This is a genomic window from Chitinophaga sp. CB10 (assembly GCA_001870995.2).
Taxonomy (GTDB): Bacteria; Bacteroidota; Bacteroidia; order Chitinophagales; family Chitinophagaceae; genus Chitinophaga.
Genome location: MLAV02000015.1, coordinates 27,483 through 49,436, shown reverse-complemented (window position 1 = coordinate 49,436; position 21,954 = coordinate 27,483). Strand labels below are relative to the sequence as shown.

The 21,954-nt window shown below is 52.1% G+C and carries 10 protein-coding genes; 4 read left to right on the top strand and 6 right to left on the bottom strand.

The annotated features are described in order from the left end of the window. Positions 1–126: 126 nt before the first annotated feature. Both BOC67_RS19245 and ahcY read right to left on the bottom strand, forming a co-directional pair. Entirely contained in the window at positions 127–858 is a 732-nt protein-coding gene (locus BOC67_RS19245) for a pyridoxine 5'-phosphate synthase (RefSeq protein WP_291912517.1), read from the bottom strand. A 124-nt stretch (positions 859–982) separates the two neighbouring features. Next, complete coding sequence (gene ahcY, locus BOC67_RS19240; protein WP_291912515.1) at positions 983–2,311, bottom strand: adenosylhomocysteinase; 1,329 nt, start codon at positions 2,309–2,311, stop codon at positions 983–985. A gap of 502 nt (positions 2,312–2,813) precedes the next feature. Between ahcY and BOC67_RS19235 the strand changes: the two genes are divergently transcribed. From BOC67_RS19235 to BOC67_RS19220, 4 genes are read left to right on the top strand one after another with little or no spacing between them, the layout of a single operon-like run. Continuing rightward, a complete protein-coding gene (locus BOC67_RS19235; protein WP_291912514.1) occupies positions 2,814–12,107 on the top strand; it encodes a Calx-beta domain-containing protein in 9,294 nt (3,097 codons plus the stop codon). A gap of 18 nt (positions 12,108–12,125) precedes the next feature. Continuing rightward, on the top strand, positions 12,126–13,040 hold the full coding sequence (locus BOC67_RS19230) for a type IX secretion system membrane protein PorP/SprF (protein WP_291912513.1): 915 nt from the start codon (positions 12,126–12,128) through the stop codon (positions 13,038–13,040). A gap of 24 nt (positions 13,041–13,064) precedes the next feature. Further along, positions 13,065–15,263 (top strand): OmpA family protein, encoded by a 2,199-nt coding sequence (locus BOC67_RS19225; RefSeq protein WP_291912512.1) that lies wholly within the window; start codon positions 13,065–13,067, stop codon positions 15,261–15,263. 32 nt (positions 15,264–15,295) lie between these two features. Beyond that, positions 15,296–17,782, top strand: a complete 2,487-nt coding sequence (locus BOC67_RS19220) for a Calx-beta domain-containing protein (RefSeq protein WP_291912510.1) — start codon at positions 15,296–15,298, stop codon at positions 17,780–17,782. Between the two features lie 531 nt (positions 17,783–18,313). Here BOC67_RS19220 and BOC67_RS19215 read toward each other — a convergent pair. From BOC67_RS19215 to BOC67_RS19200, 4 genes are all read right to left on the bottom strand, one after another. Beyond that, the gene (locus tag BOC67_RS19215) at positions 18,314–18,811 is read right to left on the bottom strand and encodes a GNAT family N-acetyltransferase (RefSeq protein WP_291912508.1); all 498 of its coding nucleotides are present in this window, start codon (positions 18,809–18,811) and stop codon (positions 18,314–18,316) included. A gap of 1 nt (position 18,812) precedes the next feature. Continuing rightward, positions 18,813–19,448, bottom strand: a complete 636-nt coding sequence (locus tag BOC67_RS19210; RefSeq protein ID WP_291912507.1) for a DsbA family protein — start codon at positions 19,446–19,448, stop codon at positions 18,813–18,815. 61 nt (positions 19,449–19,509) lie between these two features. Beyond that, the gene (locus tag BOC67_RS19205; protein WP_291912505.1) at positions 19,510–20,226 is read right to left on the bottom strand and encodes a PrsW family glutamic-type intramembrane protease; all 717 of its coding nucleotides are present in this window, start codon (positions 20,224–20,226) and stop codon (positions 19,510–19,512) included. Continuing rightward, entirely contained in the window at positions 20,223–21,911 is a 1,689-nt protein-coding gene (locus BOC67_RS19200; protein WP_291912503.1) for a helix-hairpin-helix domain-containing protein, read from the bottom strand. Before BOC67_RS19200 ends, BOC67_RS19205 begins: the two co-directional genes overlap by 4 nt. Positions 21,912–21,954 lie beyond the last annotated feature (43 nt).

Sequence of the window (21,954 nt, the reverse complement as noted above, 5' to 3'; positions counted from 1 at the left end):
GGAAGCGAGTGGCTTTATCGCTTTAAATAACGGCGTCACCGGCAGCGGTGCGTTCACCAAACAAAAACGGGAATCCGGGCCTGCGCCCGATTCCCGTTTTCCGTTATATAAAACTGAGGAAAGTCCTTAATCCGCCAGTTGGCGTTTGTAGAGCTGGATGGTGTTTTCCAGGCCAAAATAAATAGCGTCCGCAACGAGCGCATGCCCGATGGATACTTCTTTCAGCTGCGGGATATGCAGTTTGAAGAAGCGGAGGTTATCCAGGTTGAGGTCATGGCCGGCATTGAGGTCAAGACCGATTTCCGTGGCCGCGCGGGCAGTGTTCTTGTAATCGTTGAACAGCTGCAGGTTTTGCGGCTGCGTACGGGCGTTGAAGTACTCTTCCGCATATGGGCCGGTATAGAGTTCAATACGGTCCGCACCGGCGGTTTTAGCGCCTTCTACCATGCCTACTTCCGGGTTCAGGAAGATGGAAACGCGGATGCCTTCTTTTTTGAATGCGCTGATCACATCTTTGAGGAAGGACTGGTAGGTAACAGTGTCCCACCCGGTATTGGAGGTGATGGCATCAGGCGGATCGGGCACCAGCGTTACCTGGTCTGGTTTTACTTTCAGTACCAGGTCCATAAAATCCGGTGAAGGGTAACCTTCTATATTGAATTCCGTAGTGATCAGCGGTTTCAGGTCCAGCACATCCTGGTAACGGATATGCCTTTGGTCGGGGCGTGGGTGAACAGTAATGCCATCGGCGCCGAATCGCTCACAGTCCCGGGCTACCTTTAAAATATCTGGAACGTTGCCACCGCGAGCATTGCGCAGTGTTGCAAACTTGTTGATGTTAACACTAAGCTTTGTCATGCCGCAAAATTATTGAATTTTTCTGGCAATGCGGGCACGGGAACGGGCTAAACGAAAATAAGCGGGGAAATAAAAACGGGCGCCTTTTTTACGAGGCGCCCGTTTACGATTACGTGTATAACGATTAGTATCTGTAGTAATCAGGTTTGAACGGACCTTCCACCGGAATGCCGAGGTATTCGGATTGGGTAGGAGTGAGTACATCCAGTTCCACACCGATTTTTTTCAGGTGCAGGCGGGCAACTTTTTCATCCAGGTGTTTAGGCAGTACGTACACTTTGTTTTCGTACTTGTCTGAGTTCAGCCAGAGTTCCAGCTGAGCCAGGGTTTGGTTGGTGAAAGAGTTGGACATTACGAAAGATGGGTGACCGGTAGCGCAACCCAGGTTTACCAGGCGGCCTTCTGCCAGCAGGATGATATCCTTACCATCGATGGTGTATTTATCCACCTGAGGTTTGATTTCAACTTTGGTATGGCCGTAGTTTTTATTTAACCATGCAACGTCGATTTCGATATCGAAGTGACCGATATTGGAAACGATGCATTTATCTTTCATCAGTTTGAAGTGTTCGCCGGTGATGATATCGCGGCAGCCGGTAGTAGTTACTACGATGTCGGCTTCTTTGATAGCATCGCTCATTTTTTTCACTTCGTAACCTTCCATTGCAGCCTGCAGGGCGCAGATAGGATCGATTTCAGTGACGATTACGCGTGCGCCGGCGCCACGGAGAGATTCAGCGGAACCTTTACCAACGTCGCCAAAGCCGGCAACCACCGCTACTTTACCGGCGATCATTACGTCGGTAGCGCGGCGGATCGCATCCACGCAGGATTCGCGGCAACCGTATTTGTTATCGAATTTGGACTTGGTAACGGAGTCGTTGATGTTGATCGCAGGCATTGGTAAAGTACCGTTTTTCATGCGCTCGTACAGGCGGTGAACACCGGTAGTAGTTTCTTCGGACAGGCCTTTGATGTGCTGGATCAGCTCAGGATAACGGTCCAGTACCATGTTGGTCAGGTCGCCGCCATCGTCCAGGATCATGTTCAGCGGGCGGTCAGGGCTGCCGAAGAACAGGGTCTGCTCGATGCACCAGTCAAATTCCTGCTCGTTCAGGCCTTTCCAGGCAAAAACAGGCACGCCGGCAGCAGCTACGGCAGCAGCTGCGTGGTCTTGTGTGGAAAAGATATTGCAGGAGCTCCAGCGTACTTCAGCGCCCAGGTGTACCAGGGTTTCGATCAGTACGGCAGTCTGGATGGTCATGTGCAGGCAACCGGCAATGCGCGCGCCTTTCAGCGGCTGGCTGTTACCGTATTCCTCGCGGAGCGACATCAGACCCGGCATTTCAGCTTCTGCCAGCTCAATTTCCTTGCGGCCCCAATCAGCGAGGGACATATCTTTTACCTTATATTTCAGGTTAAAGTCAATGTTAGATTTTGAAACAGTAGACATTCTTACTTTTTTTTGCAAATCTATGGTTATTTTTTCTTTCTACATAGCTTTCTATACCTCATTCTTTCTGTCTAAACGTTAAAATATCCGAAAAATACCCCCAAAGGTGGATTTATAGTCTTCAAGATATTTTTATTTGAATAAATATATTTTATGTTTTAAATTTGTAATTTAAAATATATGATTTAATATAGTATTGTTGTGATTTAGAATACAGCGAGAAGTAAGATAAAATAATTTATATAAATCATCCCACTGCTGAAGTATTGCAGGTACTTTGTTTGCTCCACGTTGAAATGCAACGGAACTATTTTACACCGATGGCCGGTTTTTCAGCACCTCTGAGGTGTATGCCATTGGAGAGCCATTTTACGGAATCGCGCATATAGGGTTTACAAAGGACTGTTTTTCATTACTGACTTAAAATCTATATGTATAAATAGAAATTTTACACGCTTATATGTTAGTCCTGTCCTATCCTACGAAAGTATCTAAGACAGCTATGCTCCAACGTTTAGCCTTTGCCATGAGGAAAGTGTTGCTGATAGCCATCTTCCTGCTGCCTGCTTTCGCCGCAGTTGCGCAGGTAGTCATCAACCCTTCCGGAGGCAATACCGCCACGGATGGATTGAGGATCTCCATCACCCCGGATGGTAAAATAAACGTTTACCGGAACGGCAGAGCTGAAACTGGTACGAACCCGGACACCGGGGATAAAGGGATCTGGACTTTCTGGAAAGGACTTTTTTGGAGCGATGGCTTTCCCGGCTCCAAGAACTTTCTACCCAATAATATTACCGTAACGGATGTTATGGGAGATGGTACAGCCACCAACCCATATAAAGTGGCGATATTTTCCAAAATAGACTATTTCTCCGGCCAGCCACGTACTGCTTATATACGCACCGTTATCAGCTATGAGGTTCCTAAAAAATATTTTACCTATAATGTGACCATCTACGGAACGGACTTCACGCGGGTAAACCCTTTCCTCTATATCACGGAATACGCTGCCCTCCAGGATAACATCGCTGCGCCCGAAGTGCAGAATAACCTGAACTCCAGGGGCTTTTACCAGACAGGACAAACTTATACCAATACGCTCGGCGCCTCCGCCACTATCAATACTTTACCGGGGATCGTCCGCTTTACGGACGATTTTGTGAATTATCCCCAGTCCAACAACGGGGATTATGCGCATGTGTACCGCCTGAAAGACAATGAGAGCTTTAACTCCGTGAGCCTTGGCCTGCTGGCCACCACTACCAGCGTGGACCCCAGCACCGGCTTCCTGAATAACGACGTCAATAACGGCACCGGCGTACTCAGGGGCATGGCAGTAGGCATCCGCCTGCCGGAAACCGGGCCTTCCACCAACCGCTTTGCCTCCGGAACCGTACTGCGTATAGGCTACGACGATACCCGCGACATGCTGGCCACCTCCACCGTCCGGGAACCGATGACGGACGTGAGTGGCCTGAACAGTAAACCGGTAACGGTGGAATTCTCCGCCGCCAACCAGTCCCAGGCCGAAGGCAATACCACCGCTCCCGCTACCAGCCTTACCATCAAGGTGAGCGGAGGAATACTCACCGCCCCCGCTTACGTGAAGTTTGCACCCGCGCCGGCAGACCCGGGCGAGCAACACCCTGCCGTGGAAGGCGTGGATTATACCTATGACCATGCCGGCTTCTGGATTCCGGCCCGCGATTATTCCACCCCCCAAACCATTACGGTGGATATGGTTAAAATCATTGGAAATACGCAGCTGCAATACGCCCGCAACCTGAACTTCCAGTTATTGCCCGCAGTGGACCCGCTCGTAGTACTCGGCACGCGGACCACCACCAAATACACGATCCTCGATGATGAACCGAGCGACATCACCGCCTCCGTAACCTCCCCATCTGTCGTGGAAGGTAATAATGCTACCATTCATGTGAAGTTGCCGGATAACGTGTTAGCAACCGAAAAGATTACCGTAACGGCTACCATTAATAACGCCGGGGTTACTAACCCCGCCACGGAAGGAACCGACTTCCCCACCATTGTATCCGCGGATATCAATCCCGGCTCAAATGGTACGGACCTGATTTTGGAAGCACTGCCGGACCAGGTGATAGAACCGGATGAACTGGTGAAAATCAATATCTCCGCCGTGGTGATGGGCAATACCAAAACTACCAGCCAGGATGTCACCATTAAAGATGGCACCAAACTGAACCCGGCCAATACCGTCATTACTTTTTCCACCATACCCAACAGCGACCTGTACGAGGGTTATGAAGGCACCCTGGCCTTTTCCCTGCCGGCAGGCGTAACCACTACCATACCGATCACCGTATCCCTGTCTGCTATAACGGGAACGGCTAAACCGGGTGACTATACCATCGGCACGCCGATGGTGATCAACAATAGTAACGCCGGTTCCACCACCTTAAAACTGACGGACGATAACCTGGTGGAAAAAACGGAAACCCTCATCCTTAACGGCGGCGCCACCGATGCGGACGGCTTCGCGGGGTACACCGTTACAGGGCACACCATTACCATCCTGGACGGGGATTATCCATTAACGGCGCCTGTAACAGTAACGCTTGATAAAACGGCGATTAAAGAAGGGGATACTAACGGCGCCGCCTACACGGTAACGCTCCCGGGCGGACTGATTGCCGGTTTCGACATGCCGTTTACGCTCAGTCCTGCCGCCGGTACTACCGCCGGCACGGACCGTTATACGATGCCAGCCACCGTTACCATTAAGGAAAATACCGCTTCCAGCGATGCTGCCACCGGCAGGATCACCGCTGCCGCCAATACCATCCTCAACGACGATGCGCTGTTAAATATCGACCTCGCCAGCGGGGATGCCAACATCCCTGTACCTGCCGCCAAACAGCTGCAAATACAGGACGATACCCGTACTACTACCCCGGGTAGCGACGTGATCACCATCACGCCGGTTAAAGCCACGCTGGATGAAGGCGAGGCTACCGCCTTCACCATTACGCTGCCTGCGAATGTGAAAAGCGCGCAACCGGTTACCATTACGCTGACGGCCGACGCTTCGTCCACCGCCAACGCCAGCGGCGATTATACGCTGCAAACGGCCACGCTCATCTTACCGCAGGGCGCTACTTCCGTGACCACCACCGACCCGGTAGTAACCGCCGCGCTGGACCAGGTACTGGAAAACACAGAAACGCTCGTACTCACCGCCACCGCGGATAATAACATGAAGATAGCCGGCCCGGTAACCATACAGATCAACGATCTTACCAGCCAGGATGCGAATAACCGCCGGTTGCATTTTGAAATTCCGGACGCGGCGGACCTGAAAGAAGGCACTAACAGCAAGGTGAAACTGAGCCTCCCTGCCGGCATTACCACGGAAATACCACTGTACTTTACGATGCTGCCTAATACCGGTTCCGCAAGTACGGCCGATTATACGCTGACCTTCCCTGCGGATCACTTCACCGGCAATAACATTGAGGGCGACCTGGCCATACCGCAGGATGGCCTCATGGAAGGCCCTGAATCCGTAGTGCTGAATGCCACCGTAACGGATCATACCGCCACCGTCTACACCGTTACCAGCAGCACGTTTGATATCATTGACCATGATTATCCGCCGGTAAACCCTGTCATCTATCACCTGAGCAAAACGAACATCGCGGAAGGGGATACAGACGGCGCTGAATTTTGGGTAGAACTGCCCGACAATATTGCGGCGGGTAATACCTTAACCTTTACCATATCAGCAGGTGCGGCTACCACGGCAGCTTCCGGCAGATACTCTTTGCCCACGGCCGTTACCATAACGCAGGGCGAAAAATTGTCTTCCAAAATAAAAATAACAGCGGGTACCAACCTGGTACTGAACGACCCTGCTGTACTGTATATCAAAGCAACCTGCAGTGATCCTGTGATCAGCTCCCCGGCTGACGCCATGCTGGACATCACGGATAACACCCGTGCGACGGCTCCGGGCAGCGATGTGATCACCATCACGCCGGTGGCCTCCACGCTGAAAGAAGGCGAATCCACCCTGTTTACCATTGCATTGCCAAAGGATGTAACTTCCGAAACGCCCATTACCGTAAACCTGGGCGCCACCGCAGGTACCGCTACCAGCGACGATTACAGCTTCAGCGGTACTGCCCTCACCCTGCCCAAAGCCGCCAACAGCGCCACGCCGGCGGATGTGCAACTGACGGCCAATACGGACCAGGTGCTGGAACTGGATGAACAAATGCAGGTTACTGCGCAAAGCATTGCAGGATATACTTTAAATAATACCAGCTGGAATATCGCCATCACGGATGAAACCCGCAAGGTGGCCGCCAACCGGGTGATCAGTTTCAGCACGCCGGCTGCATCCCTGCTCAGGGAAAGCTTTACCGGCAAAGTGCAGATCAGCTTACCGGCAGGCATTAGCACACAGGTACCAATTACGGTCAACTTCAAACCCAATACGGGCGAAGCCACTGCGGCGGATTATACGCTGACTTTCCCTGCCGGTAGCTTCACCGGCAACAGCGCCGAGGCGGACCTCGACCTGAAAACAGATGGCCTGATGGAAGGTGATGAAACGGTGGTGATTGACGCTACCGCCACAGACGGTACCAGCGATGTATTCACCGTAAACCCGCATACGTTTACCATTATTGACCAGGATTATCCGCCGGCAAACCCGGTGATCCTGCACCTGGATAAAACCGCTGTCAAAGAAGGCGAAACGCCGGGCGCAGCGTTCTGGATCGAACTGCCGGACGGCGCTACCGCAGGGCGTACCTTTACCTTTAACCTGTCGGCCGCGGCGGGCACCACTGCCGCCAGCGCGAGGTTTAACCTGCCGGCACAGGCGACGATTGCATCCGGCAAACAGACCTCTGACCCGGTGTACATTACCGCCACTACGAACAATATCCTGGACGATGACGACGTCCTTTATATCGGCGCTGCCTGCACGGACCCGAACATCATTGCAGGTACGCCTGTCAAACTGGACATCGGGGACAATACCAGGGTCACTACGCCTAACAGCGACGTGATCACTATTACGCCGGTAATTGCGCCGCTGACGGAAAACAGTGCGACCAAATTCCAGATCAGCCTGCCGGCGAATATCAAGTCCGCCAAAGATATCGCTATAACGCTGGGCGTACAGTCCACACAGGCCTCCGCCGGGGATTACAGCCTGCTGCAATCCACCATTACGCTGCCGGCTACGGTTAACAGCACCACTACGGATAATGATGTGCTGCAGGCCGCTGCGGACAATATCATTGAAAGCGATGAGCAGCTGACCATCACCGGGAACGCCGGCGCGGGGTATAACGTTACCGGTTATACGCTGACGATCAACGACGCTACCCGCAGGGATATCAATAATCGCGTGATTACGGTAAGCACGCCGCCATCCGTACAGCTGCCGGAGAATTTCGTACAGCCGTACACGTTTAGCCTGCCAACCGGCATCACGACAGAAATTCCGATCACGCTGCATTTTACCGCCAGCGGCACGGCTACGATCGGCGCAGCGGGGGATTATACTTTTGACCCGGTGGCTATCATCAGCAGCGGGGACCAGGTAACCGTACCGCTCACCGTCCTGGCAGACGATCTCGTGGAAGGCCCTGAAACCATTATCATTACTGCCTCCGGGCTGGATAATACCGGTAGCGCCTATACCGTAAATGATATTCATGCAGAGATAAAAGATGCGCAATACCCGGTTACGCTTGCATTAACGGCCACGCCTGACCACATTCTTGAAGGCTTTACGACTGACGTATCCGTTAAACTGCCCAATAACTGGCGTGCCGCGGAGGATATGACCATCACCATTAACAAAGGCGCGGCTTCCACCCTGGAAGATGCGGGCCATAGTCCGCTGCCGCTTACACTGGTGATTCCTAAGAACGGCAACAGCGCTACCGCCGCAAGCGTGCTGGCGAAAAGCAATGACATGCTCGGCGATGGCGGTACCATTGTGGTGGAAGGCAGCCATACCGATAATAATATTACCATTACCCCGGTGACTATCACCGTACAGGATAGTACGATCAAGCGCCCGGGCTCCAATATCCTCAACATTACCAGCAATAAGGCATCGCTGAATGAAGGCGAACATGCGGACCTCACCGTGGCGCTGGGTAGCAGCCTGATGTCCAAATCCGACATAGTGGTGACCCTCGGCCGCAAGGCTACTTCCACTGCCGGCGCCGGCGAGCTGCAGTTTGCCACAGCTACGGCCCTGCTGAAAGCGGGCACGCACAGCGTTACCGTGCCGGATTTCTTCACCGCCGTGGCGGACCAGGTGCTGGAAAGCGACGAGCTGTTTGTAGTAACCGGCGAATCAGGCGAATACAGCATTGCGGACCTGCCGTTTACCATTCATGATATGACCCGGCAGACGGCCTCCAACCTGGTATTCAGCATCACGCCGTCGAAAACAGGCCAGCTGGCAGAAGGGGACGATGTGCAGTTACAGGTAAGCCTGCCTGCCGGCATCACGACGGAAGTGCCTATCAGTGTAACCATGAACGTTAGCGGGGACGTTAACGCAAACGACTATACGCTGCCGGCGGCATTTACTTTCAATAAGGATACAACCCTCCTTTTACATATTACTGCGGACGACCTGGTGGAAGGCACAGAAGCGCTGAACATCGGTACCTCCGCTACGGACGGCATCAGCGCCTATACGAATACACCTGCTGCATTTACGATTAAGGATGCGCAGTACCCGGCCCGCATCATCCTGGAGGCGATACCTGCCCGGATAGATGAAGGCGGCGCAGGCACAGCCCTCCGTGCGAAGTTTGAAAATAACTGGAAAGCCGGGAAAGATTACGTGGTGTCCCTGCTGAAAGATGCGGCCAGCACCGCGGCAGATACGGACCATTCCACACTCCCGGCCAGCATTACCATTCCGAAGGACCAGAATGCAGGCGATGCGCAGACCACGCTGAACGGCCTGCCGGACCTCATCCTGGAAGATGATGAAGAGGTACTGATCAACGGCGTTTGCAGCGATGCCAACCTGCCGGTGGACGCCACCCGGGTGACCATCCTCGACAGGACGCACGACGACCCTGCCACGGGAAGGATTTACCTCTCCCGCGTAACGCCGGGGCCTAACGTAGTGGAAGGCAACAGTTATACGGTGAATGTATCCCTGGCGCCGAACGTGACGTCCAGCAAGGCCATCACCGTAGCGCTGAGCGTTTCCGGCAACTCTACCGCCGCCGTGTCCGACGTGAATGGCCTGCCAACGACCATTACCATCCCTGCCGGCCAGCCGAACTACGCCTTTGCCTTTACCGCGCTGACGGATAACATCATAGAAAGGCCGGAGCTGTACCGCATTGTGGCTACCCCGGTTAACTACGCCGGTATGCAGGGCGATTCCATTGACGTGACCATCGTGGATGCTACCAGTGCGGACCCTCAGAACCTGAGAGTGAAGCTGGCGCTGGATTCCACTTCATTGATGGAAGGTAACAGCAGTAAGGTTACGGTAGGTTTTGTTACACAAAATATTATAGCGGGAGAAGATTTAGTGATAGCGGTGACACCCGACCCGTCCTCGACCGCTGACGCGGCGGATTATGCCGGTTTGCCCCCTCAGCTGATAATCAAAGCCGGCGAACCTTACGCCACCTATACGCTCACCGCAATTGCGGATAAAGTGATTGAAGGCAGTGAAAAACTCTTGCTGAAAGGCAGCATTCCATCCAGCTACTTCAGCTACCAGCTGGAACAGCCGCAACTGCTGACGATTCAGGAGTCGGTACCAACTACCGTGCAGCTGCTTAAAAAGAACGATGCCTCCGAACCGGCTACCACCGGCGCTTACACGGTGAAGCTGCCGCTGGATTATACCGCCGCGGCGGATGTGAATGTAAGCCTCTTTGCAGGCGCAGTGCCGGGGGCTACCAACATTGGCAGTGTAGCCACTACCGTTACCATCCCGGTGGGCGCCAACAGTGCGGACGTGCTGGTGAATGTGATAGACAACAACGTGATCGAAGGGGATGAAACCCTGCCTGCCGCGCTGAAAGCGGCCACGATGGACAGGGGTAACGGCATCTTCCAGTTTACCGTCAATACCCTGGATACGGTGAAAATGCTTATTCATGACGATGAAAGCGCCGCCACCGGCGCCAAGGCGGCCGCCAGAACCATGCTGGTGCAAAAAGTGAAAGATGCCGCCGAGCCGGCCGTGCAGGGCGCATTTAAAATAGGCTTTACGGACGCGCAACTGGCCGCCGTGAAGGATGTACAGGTGAATTATACCGTGGGCGGTACTGCCGTAGCGGATAGCCGCTACAAAAAACTGAGCGGCACGGTAACCATCCCTGCCGGCAGCAGCAGCGCCACCATCGTTGTAGATCCGATTGACAATAACATCGTGGAGGGAGATGGTACCGTTTCCCTGCAGATAAAAGATATCACCAGCAGCATGGTCGGCGTAACCTGGCCGGTGGCCAGCCAAACGGCGCCGGAAGTGATTATTGCGGACAATGATACGCTGGTGGTCAACCTCAGCACAGCTGTAGCCACGGCCGCTGAAGGCAGCCCGGTACAGTTTACTTTGAAGTCGCCAAGTCGCGCTGCTATAGCCGTACCCGTTAGAATACAGGTAGCCCAGGACGCCGTAAGAACGTTCACTGCCAGCGAAGGACAGATCAGTGGCAACATTCTCACCGTGAACCTGCCGGCTATGACATCCGAGCATACGTTTACCATCACCGCTTCCGATGACGCGGTGAACGATGACGACGGATTCCTGCACACGACGCTGCTGCCATATGCCGGCGCTAACAGCACGCCGCTGTATGTTACCGGCAGCGCTACCAATGCCAATGTGATCATCACGGATAACGATCCGTTGATGCTCTCCTTTGCGGATACCAAATTCTCCGTCAAAGAAGGGGACAGGGGAGAAAACAACCGCCTCCGGTTTGTAGTGGCGTTGAGTAATAAGAGCAGTCGCGCCGTAACGGTGAAATTCGACACCGAGCCGTCAACAGAAGGCGTGAGCTATCCGTATTTCGACTTCAAAGCCACTCCGGGCGAGGATTACAACATGGCGGTAAACGAGCTGGTGATTCCTCCGTTTAGCAGCGAAGCCGAGTTCTTTGTAGATGTGATCGGCGATACCACTTTTGAGCAGAACGAAACCTTTGTGCTGAAGATGCTGAGCGTGAGCGCCAATGCGGCCACCAACCTGCCAACCATCGGCGAGCCGGGTAAAGCTACCGGCATCATCCTGAACGATGACCCGATGTGCGGCGAGTGCGATACCGATGGAGATGGGCTGACGAATGCCCAGGAGGATATCAACAAGAACGGCGATCCGTTTGATGATGACACCGATGGCGATGGCATTCCAAACTTCCTCGACCTCGACTCCGACGGCGATGGCGTACCGGATTCCGTAGAGCGATGGACTACCGATGGGCGGCAGTTAAGCGATAACGAGGGTAAGATCAGGGTGCATCCTGCCATCTCCCCTAATAATGACGGCCGCGGTAATGACTTTATGTATATCGAGAACATCGAGAAATACCCGAATAACCAGGTGGTGATCTTCAACCGCTGGGGTGGTACGGTGTTCAAAACAAATAACTATAACAACAAGTCCAACAACTTTAAAGGGAAATCCAATACCGGCGGAGCGTCCGGCAGCGATGTGCCCGATGGATCCTACTTCTATAATATCCAGATCTGGGTAGATGGCAAGGTGGAAAGCAAAACGGGCTTCATTGTAATAAAACGCTAACATTCAAAAGTTGAACCTATGCGTAACTTTTTGATTAGAACAGGCTGTTTCCTTTCGGTGATGCTGGGCGCCGCCTCCGTGGTACAGGCGCAGCAGGAGCCGATCTATTCACAGTACATGTTTAACGGTATGGTGATCAATCCTGCCTACCCGTCTATGGATGAGTCCTCGAGCTTTACGGCCGTGGGGCGCAACCAGTGGGTAGGCGTGGCCGGCGCCCCGAGGACGTTATCCGCTTCGTTCTATACCCCGGTAAAAGCCACCAATACCAGCTTGGGCGTGTCCCTGATCAATGAAAAGATCACGGTCAATTCGCAAACCCAACTGAATTTCAACATATCTCAACGTGTAAAGCTGAACGAAAAAGTGTATATAGCACTCGGTTTGAAAGGAGGGATGGCCCAGTACAGGGAAGATAACAGCTCCCTGTCCACCACCGACCCGGTATTTGCCCAGAATCAGAGCTACTGGAAGTCGGATGTTGGATTTGGATTAATGTTATTTACGGATAAATTTTTTGTTGGCTTATCTTCGCCTACCTTTCAGAGCTTTGACCTGGGAGGGAAGCTCTATAAGGTGACGGCCAAATCTCACTATTATCTGCAGACAGGCTACCTGTTTACCCTGACCGATGATGTGAAATTCAAGCCCAACCTCCTGCTCCGTGCCGTTACCGGCGCAGGCGTGGAGTACGACATCAATGCCAACGTATTGCTTAAGAACCTCGTCTGGCTGGGTGCTTCCTGGCGTTCGGAAAAAACGATCACCGGGCTGGTACAAATCCAGGCGACCAAAAATTTACAGATAGGCTATTCCTATGATACACCCTTGCAATCCAATCTTAAAGGTGCGCAAACCGTATCGCACGAGCTAATGATCAACTACCGCTTTGCCTGGAACAAATGGAAAGTGGTGGCGCCTCGTTATTTCTAATTGTATAATTGATGAACTATGCCAATGAAGCCCTTTACATCCCTTATACTCCTGCATGGCGTTGCCTTGCTCATGGCGTCTTGCGCAGCCGTGAACCATAGCGGCGGCGGCTCTTTTGGCGATATGGCCAAAGTGAACCGTGCCGAAAGATTGCTGAAGCGCCAGGATTACGAACATGCCATCTCCCTGTGTAATACCGTCATTAATAAAGGCAGCAGCGAAGCGGTGATGCGTAAAGCCAAACTGCAGCTGGCGCGTACCTATTACGAAACCCGGCAGTTTGAAAAGACCATCGCGTTGTATGACGAGTTGCTGTATAAGCCGGGGGAAGATATTGAAGTGTCTGACGTTACCACCTATACGGACCTCCTGAAAAGAACGGGCCGCATTGCCAGGGCAAAGGAAGCGGCGGCATTATACGCCAAAGTATATACGAACAATACCCGGTTTACCAATATCCAGCGTTCGCTGGAAAATTATTACAGCTTCTTTAACCGTAACCAGTCGGACAAGATGCAGGTGGACAGCCTGAAGACCAACCTGCCCGGCTACCAGTACGGGCTGGCCTTGTATAAGGATAACCTGGTGTTCCTCTCCAATGACGTAAAGAAAAAGGATGCACAATCCCTGTACACCAACTCCAGGCTGTACATGATTTCCGAGTCCGGCGTATCCCCGTTCAGCAGCAGTCTGAAAGGGATATTACAGATAGGGCCGGCTTCCTTCTTTGATGGGGGAAACAAAGTGATCTACACGTCCAACCGGTTTACCGATGTGCGGAACGAGAAGAATTCATTCATCAATTATAACAACGGCACGCAGCTGCTGGCAGCGAGCTTCCAGGCGGAGCACAATGCGTGGAGCCGGCCGGTACCTGTGGAAATCGGAAAAGTGAGCAGTTCCGCTTCAATTTTACATCCATCAGTTGCTCCTGACGGTAAACGTTTGTACTTTGCATCCGATATGCCGGGAGGCCTTGGCGGTACCGACATCTACTATGCCGACTGGGATGCCAACGAAAAGCGCTGGAAAGCTCCGGTGAATATGGGGCCGAAAGTCAATACCAACGGGAATGAGCTGTATCCTTTCATCAGCGGGGAAAAGTTGTTCTTCTCCTCCAACGGACTGGAAGGATTTGGCGGCCTGGATATATTCGTGATAAATATCAATGAGCCGGATAAGGAACCCGAACATTTACCCTTCCCGGTAAACACGCAATTCGACGACCTGAACCCGGTGCTGGACGATAAAAAATGGTTGCTGTACTTTACCTCTGACCGTTCAGGGGTGCACGACAACGACCATATTTACGTCATGAGCCTGAAGAAAGATCCTTTGAAAGACGTAGGTATATCCAACCCGGATGCGCCTAAAGATGAAAACTTGTCCCTTACCGTCATGAAAACGGACGATCGCCGTCTGCAAACCATTACCGGCGATGCACGTTACGACAATCTCATCATCAAAGACACCGTTCAGCCCGTAACGCCTGCGCCGCAAGCGCCTGCAGCGCCGCCGGTAACCGATGCGCGTACTACCATCGATTACGGTAATTCTGCGGCCAACAGCGCGGGGCCGGAAATGATTTCCTGGCATTACGAAACCGGCAGCCCACAGGCCGCCGCCGCCGCTGCCAAAACAATGGCAGCCGCTCCCGCTGCACAAACAGTCGTGGAAAGGCCGGTGAACAGCAATCCGGAAATGGTGGCCTGGCAGGGTAATAACGCCAACGCCAACACGAAAAGCAAGGCTGATAACGGTAACGGTACTACGAACAAGAAGGAAAATTCGGGATTACAGCAGGCCGGCGGCGCTTCCGCCACCAGGCTGGACAGCATCATGCGTGCTGCCAACCTGCTGCTCACCGTTCCGGGGATCATTTATTTTGACCTGAACTCCTATATACCGCTGGACCAGGAGTGGAAAAAACTGGATTCCATTTTTTGCACCTGGAAGCAGCATCCGCAGCGCCTGATCCTGATCAACGGCCATGCAGATGTGACCGGAGAAGAGCAATATAACCTGGCCCTTTCAAAAAACAGGGCGGTGTATATACAGGAATGCCTGAAAAGCAGGGGAGTGAGTGCGGATAAGATAAGGATCAACTACTTCGGTTCCGCAAAGCCGGTATGGGTGGCAGGCCAGCGGGGCCAGGAGGAAGACAGGGAAACTTTCATCCGCCTGCAGGGAGTGAACCGCCGCTGCGAAGTGAAAATATTGTAGAATAAAATTTAGCGTATATCAAAATTACAGAAATGAACAAGATTGCTTCCTTAATGCTTTTCCTGGCGGTAGGCTCACAAGCCATTGCCCAGGAGATGCCAGTAGTGTTCAACAAGAGTTTCAGCGCAGTGAAAAACCAGTACAAGAAGCTGGCTATTGCTGACAATAACTCCATTGTTGCTATCGGAGGAGGGTCTGATAACGGTTGCATAACCAAGTTATCTCCTACCGGAAACCTTATTTATAATGCCAAACTGAATAAAGGCGGTCTGGTAGCATACCAGGATATGCTGTTGCTGCCTAAGAACGAACTGGTGGCAGTGGGCGGCGGTACCATCGCATATGGCAACGCGCGCATTACCAAACTGAGTGCTACCGGCGAAGTTATTTTCGATAAAAGCATCGGAAATGGCCAGGGCGGTTATTTTACAAAAGTTATCACCGACCGTCACGGCAACTACATCACTGTAGGGGTAGACGGTAGCAAACCTGCCCAGGCGCGCATCACCAAGATGGGACCTGACGGCAAGATCGTGTTCGACAAAGGTTTTGGCGCGCACAACGTATTCAACAACGTGCTGATCGATGAAGATGAGAACATCATCGCAGTAGGCGGCGATGTGGGCGATGGCCAGGGGAAAGCATTCCTCGTGAAAGTGGACGGTAAAGGCGAAAAACAATATGAACTAAACTTCGGTAAGCCCGGCGCCGTGTTTGAAGAAATGCTGCTGCTGGACGATGGCTCCGTACTCGCTATGGGTGGCGGCGCTTATGGTACCGGGAATGCCAGCCGTATTGCTAAAGTAAACGCAGAAGGCCAGGTAGTTTTCGATAAAGAATACAGTACGGTAGACGGGAAGTTCAACGCGATGCGGGTGAACGACCTGGGCCAGATCTTCGCGTGTGCGGAAGAGCGGGAAAGAGGCCGTATCGTTAAGCTGCGCCCCGACGGTACAGAGCTGTTCAATAAAGAAGTGGACGCTGCCCTGTATGCCCTGGAAGTAGGCAAAAACGGTAAAGTGGTGGCAGCCGGTGGCAACACCAGCACCAACACCGGTAAGATCGTGAAGCTGCTGCCGGACGGAATGGAAGTGGTGAATAAGAACGCCGGCACTGTTTACCAGCATTTACTGCTGACGGAAGACGATGAAATTTGCGTGGTGGCCAGAGATGGTTACCGCCTGACTAAATTCACGCCGGATGGCGAACAGATGTTCGACAAACAGCTGGGTAAATACGATGCCAAAACCTCGCTCGCTGCGCTGCTCATGAGCCCAAGCGGCGAAATCATTGCTGCCGGCGGTGGCGATGAAGACGGGAACCGTATCATCAAAATCAGCCATGGCGTGTCTATCAACGACATTGCTGTATCCGAGCCGCTGAACGGTTTGTCCAACGCTTCGCTGACGATTACGCTGTCTGGCTTCCTGCGCAACAACGGTGTTCGTACGCCCGTGAACGTGCATTACAAAACGATTCCACATAATGGCGGGGCCGGTACCGGCGATTTCGATGCTACAGAGGGTACTATCTCTTTCGTGCCATCCGAGTTTGCTGCCGGCGCTATCATCTCCAAAACCATCCAGATACCGGTAAAGAGCGACAACCTGCTGGAAGGCAAGGAAGCGTTTCATGTAGAGATCATGGATGCCAGCGATTTATACCTCACCAAATCAAAGGGTGAAGTAACCATCCTGGATCAGCCGGCTATCGTGAAATTTATTGGCGGTAACAATGGCGCGGAACCAGCTACCGATGTAGTATTTTCCGCCGGTTTGTTCAAGCGCGATGGAACGCCGCTGATCAATGCTACCAATAAGCCGGTGCGTTTGACGTATAAATTCGGAAACGGTACTGCGTTGCCGGGTCAGGATTTTGTGAACAGCATCAAAGCGCCTTTCGTGATTGAAACCGGCGCCAGCACTGCTAACCTGAACGTAAAAGTGAAGGACGACAATCGCTTTGAACTGGCCGAAACCGTGGTGCTGGTACTGAGCGAAATCAAAGCGGAGAACGAGGCAATCGTAGGCTATAACGGTGACGTAACGAGCATTTCCGCTTCCCAGTACATCCAGGACCAGGCGGCGCATATTACGCTGGTACGCCTCACGGATGCCAACGAGTCTGCCACCGCCCCGGTAAGTATGTTTAAATGTATCCTTGTAAAAGCTTCCGACCAGTCCGTACAAACCAACTGTACCGGTAGTGATATCAATATTTACTTTGGGGTGGACTCTATGTCGACCGCCGTATATGGTAAGGATTACGTGATCATGAACGGGGACATGGTGAAGATCACCGGCGATTGCGCTTTCAGCGAAACCGATATACAGGTGGCATTGGTAAACGATCGTATTAAGGAAAACGATGCATTGGTGGCTGTGAAGCTGCGTGATGCTACCGCCGCTGCGAATGCGGGTGTACTGAGCATTGCGCCGGATCTGAAGCTGAACAAGGCTGTTGCGGTTATCCACGATGATGACACTGACGAGAATGGCGCCATGATAACAGCTAAATAACTGTTGGCTTGATTAATTAACCGATATACGCATTCAAGCACCTACGGTCCCGCATAGGAAACTATGCGGGATTTTTATTTAAATTTTTAACAAACAATTACTTATATATTATATAAAAGAAATTATAAAAAAAATTATAAAAAAAATTCTTCCTGTTAAATCCAAAGGGAATATTGTTCGCGTATATGAAATAAAGCGACTAAGCAACCACTATATCCTTAGAATAAATCAAGTTCTTTTTTTTCGTCTGTAAAAGATTGTCATGTTATTTATTCATCTAACTAGCAGCAGTTGAATAATGGCAGAGCGCTAACCCCCACGATATTTTATGACCTGTAAAAGGGTCAGCGTCTGTTGGTGGTTACCTCATAGATCCATACAGCGATAGGAAAATGAACCCTTCATTTTTTGAATTGCAAATAAATCAAGAGAGTAAGAAACTTAATAAAGAGTTGTGTCTTTTAATGGTTAACTTGGGAATAAGCCTGGTATATCCTTACCGGGCTTTTTTATTTTCCGCTGTTTTTGTTGTTACACCAATGATCGTTGCATCACGTAATCTTCCATGAGGAAGCCGTTGCCGATGTCTGTATTTTTCTCTTTTATGACGGAAAACCCCACTTTTTCGTAAAAATGAAGCGCTTTATTAAAGCGGTTTACATCCAGTTCCAGGATATGCGCTCCTTTTTCCTTCACGATATCAGCGATGGTATTGATGAGGAATTTGCCGGCGCCTTTGCCCTGGCAGGCAGGGTCGAGGTAGATTTTATGCAGTTTATATACTGTGGGATCACCGGTAGTGCTGTAGGAAGCATAGGCTACCGGTTGGCCGTCATCGGTCATGATGAGGAACTGGTGTTGTTTTTCGGTCATTTGCTGCGCAAGGGCCTCTTCGCTGTACATCATTTGCATCATGAATTGGAGTTGCTCAGGGCTTAGAATGGACTGATAGGTTACCGGCCATACTTTGGCGGCCAGTTCACGGATCAGCTTAATGTCGGCAGTGTTGGCAGGGCGTACTTGAAGCATGTTATTTTTTACTGTTTATTTCTGCGAGAATATTATCAATTGTTTGCTGCAGGCGATCGATCGGGGTAAATCCCCTGGCGCAAAGGTACAGCTGGTCGTTTACGTCCAGTATGGCAGCGGGGAACCCGGTAATGCCCCAGTTTTGCACCACCTGGAACTCCTGTTGCGTTTCGTAGCGGAACTGCTCGTCCTGCATTTTTTGGAGGAACTCTTCTGCCGGCAGGTTGTATTTTTCCACGAGGCGGCGGTAGGTTTCATCATCGTTGAGGCTTTCCCCGTCGTAGTTGAGGGCTACCTGTATATCGTGCACGAAATCCAGCGCTTTTTCGGGCAGGTATTGTTTGAATACAGTGATGGCCACTGCGGGTTTTTCCGAATCCATCCGTTCATCGGAGGCCAGCAGTTTGTGGAGGAAAGCGTCCCCGAATTTTACGCCTGTCATTTCTTCCACGGAGGTATGCGCCTGCTGGATATAGGCCTGCATGGCGGACCATGGGCGGCGGTTGGCGCCGAGGATCATACCGCCGGACAGTACTTCCACTTCCATTTCGGGATGGGCTGCTTTCAGTTGTTGTACTACCGGGGTAAAACCGTAACACCATCCGCAGAGGGCGTCGGTAACATATATTAATTTCATGGGAACTGGTTATCGTTGAAAGTTCAAATTACTGAATTATGGGGAGAGATGGCATGGTTGCTCAGCGCTGGTCCCCGTTATCCTCTTCGCGGAAGTAATGATTGTCGTAGAGTTTTTCCGACAGGTTCCTGTCTTTCCGGATGGCCCGGATGGCATTCCGGATGGCGTAGATCAGCGTGATGATAGCCGCTCCCAGCAGGAAAATATTATTGCCGGTAAAGAGGAAGAAATCGTACGTGCCATGGAAGAAGATGGCTACGAGGAGCCCTTTCCCGAGCAGGTGCTGTTTCTTTTGCGGGACGAATTTTGCCAGGCCTGCGTAATAGCCCATTAGCACGGCAAACGCCGCATGTGCCGGCACGGAGAGGAACATACGCGCCACGCCCGTTCCGAAGCCGTATTGGCCCACGTAGGCAATGTTTTCGAGGGTGGCAAAGCCCATTCCTATCATCACTGCATACACGATGCCATCAAAGGGTTCGTTGAAAGCTTTCTTGGGATAGGCGTAGAGGTAGAGTACGAGGAACTTCGCCGTTTCTTCGGAGAAGCCGACGATGCAATATGCGAAGAAGGCGGTATTCAGGAGTCCGCCCCCGCTTTCCCGGAAGCCCAGCATCAATGCCACGGCCTGGAAGGCCAGCGGCAGCACAATGCTGGCCATTCCGAGCAGGAAGCTTTTCAGCAGCAGGCCCACGGGCTCGCGATCGTATTTGTCGAGTGCATAGATGAGCAGGGAAATTGCCAATCCCGGAGCTACGGCCAGGGCCAATAATGTCATGCGGTCAGATTTTTCTGTTTTTTCCGTTCTGCGAGGAAGGTATTCAGCATTTCAACAGAGAAGCTGCTTAGATTGTTTGCCTTCGTTATTCCGCCTTTTTGGGCGGCCAGGGTACCGTAATAGGTATCGTGGAAGCCTTCGATGCTGTGGGCGTCCGGATCGATGGAGATGAGGACGTTCTTTTCGATTGCATAGTGCAGCCAGGTCCAGTCGATATCGAGGCGGCGCGGGTGGGCGTTCAGTTCAATCACCACATTATTTGCGGCGCAGGCGTCGATAATCTTTTTATGATCTACGGGGTAACCGTTACGGCTCAGCAGGAGGCGGCCGGTCATATGCCCGAGGATGGTGGTGTAGGGATTTTCGATCGCCTTGAGAAGCCGCGCCATGGCTTTTTCCTCCGTCATTTTCAGCGTGGAGTGTACGGAAGCGATGACGAGGTCGAACGTAGCGAGGATTTCATCCGGGTAGTCGAGGCTACCATCGTTGAGGATATCCGCTTCAATGCTTTTAAATATTTTGAAAGGCGCCATTTTGGTATTCAGCTCATCGATCTGGGATTGCTGGGCGAGTACGCGTTCCGCATCGAGGCCGTTGGCGTAGAAGGCGGAGCGGGAGTGATCGCTGATGACGAGGTATTCAAAGCCTTGTTTACGCGCGGCGGTGGCCATTTCTTCCAGGGTGTTGAGGCCATCGCTCCACTGGCTGTGGGAGTGGATGATGCCTTTGATATCGGTGGGCTGAATGAGTTGGGGCAGCTGGCGGTTGCGGGCCTGTTCAATTTCGTTGATGCCTTCGCGCAGGAAGGGCGGGATATAGTCCATATCCGCTTTGCTGAAGATCTCCTCTTCGCTGGCGGCGCCTGCGATGGCGGTATGGCCGCCGTAGACGTTGAATTTATCGATAAATGCCGGCGAGCCGGTGGTGAGGAAGAGTTGGGAATAGAATTCCGCCTGCATGCAGGAGTGGGTGATTACTTTTACTTTCTCTTCGTTGGTCCATACCAGGTGGGTATCGTTGCTGGCTTCGAGGTGGAAGCCGGGGAGCAGCGAGAGTTGTTCCCGGATGTTGTTGGTGGAGGCGGCGATCAGGAGTTCTATTTCGTCGATGATAACGGCGTTGCGGCGGAAGGCCCCGGTCAGGCTCACGGGAGCGGGTGCAAACAGGGTTTGCAGCTGTTTTTCGAGGTCTTTCCCGATTTTTTCCACTTCTGCGTAGAGGAAGCGGTGTTTATTGGAAAGGTAGAATTCTATGTTCTGTTTAACGTTTTCCTGCGTTTTTTGGCCGAATCCTTTCAGGAGGAGGAGGCGGTTTTCGTTGCAGGCGTAAAGGAGTTCGCCCATGGATTCCACTTCCAGTTCTTTCCAGATGGTGGCGATCTTTTTAGGGCCCAGGCCTTTTATTTTCATGATTTCGAGGATACCGGGGGGCGTCACCTGGATGTAGTGGTCCAGCAGGGCGAACTGCTGTTTTTCCAGCATTTCGAGGATGGCTTTCCCGGTGGATTCGCCGATACCTTTGATTTTGAATATCTGTTCGGGAGGAGTATCCTTCAGTTGAACGGGTAATTTTTCTATGGTAAATGCTGCTGATGCAAATGATTTTGCTTTGAAACTGTTTTCGCCGTGGATATCCATGAGTTTGGAGAGCAGGGCGAAGTTGTCGGCTATTGCGTAATTGTCCATGCAATAAAATTAGGGAATTTTTTCTGGTGGGGCGGATGGTTTC

Coding starts and splice junctions, on each gene's coding strand:
- BOC67_RS19245 (WP_291912517.1), bottom strand. CDS start 858: ATGACAAAGCTTAGTGTTAACATCAACAAGTTTGCAACACTGCGCAAT.
- ahcY (WP_291912515.1), bottom strand. CDS start 2,311: ATGTCTACTGTTTCAAAATCTAACATTGACTTTAACCTGAAATATAAG.
- BOC67_RS19235 (WP_291912514.1), top strand. CDS start 2,814: ATGCTCCAACGTTTAGCCTTTGCCATGAGGAAAGTGTTGCTGATAGCC.
- BOC67_RS19230 (WP_291912513.1), top strand. CDS start 12,126: ATGCGTAACTTTTTGATTAGAACAGGCTGTTTCCTTTCGGTGATGCTG.
- BOC67_RS19225 (WP_291912512.1), top strand. CDS start 13,065: ATGAAGCCCTTTACATCCCTTATACTCCTGCATGGCGTTGCCTTGCTC.
- BOC67_RS19220 (WP_291912510.1), top strand. CDS start 15,296: ATGAACAAGATTGCTTCCTTAATGCTTTTCCTGGCGGTAGGCTCACAA.
- BOC67_RS19215 (WP_291912508.1), bottom strand. CDS start 18,811: ATGCTTCAAGTACGCCCTGCCAACACTGCCGACATTAAGCTGATCCGT.
- BOC67_RS19210 (WP_291912507.1), bottom strand. CDS start 19,448: ATGAAATTAATATATGTTACCGACGCCCTCTGCGGATGGTGTTACGGT.
- BOC67_RS19205 (WP_291912505.1), bottom strand. CDS start 20,226: ATGACATTATTGGCCCTGGCCGTAGCTCCGGGATTGGCAATTTCCCTG.
- BOC67_RS19200 (WP_291912503.1), bottom strand. CDS start 21,911: ATGGACAATTACGCAATAGCCGACAACTTCGCCCTGCTCTCCAAACTC.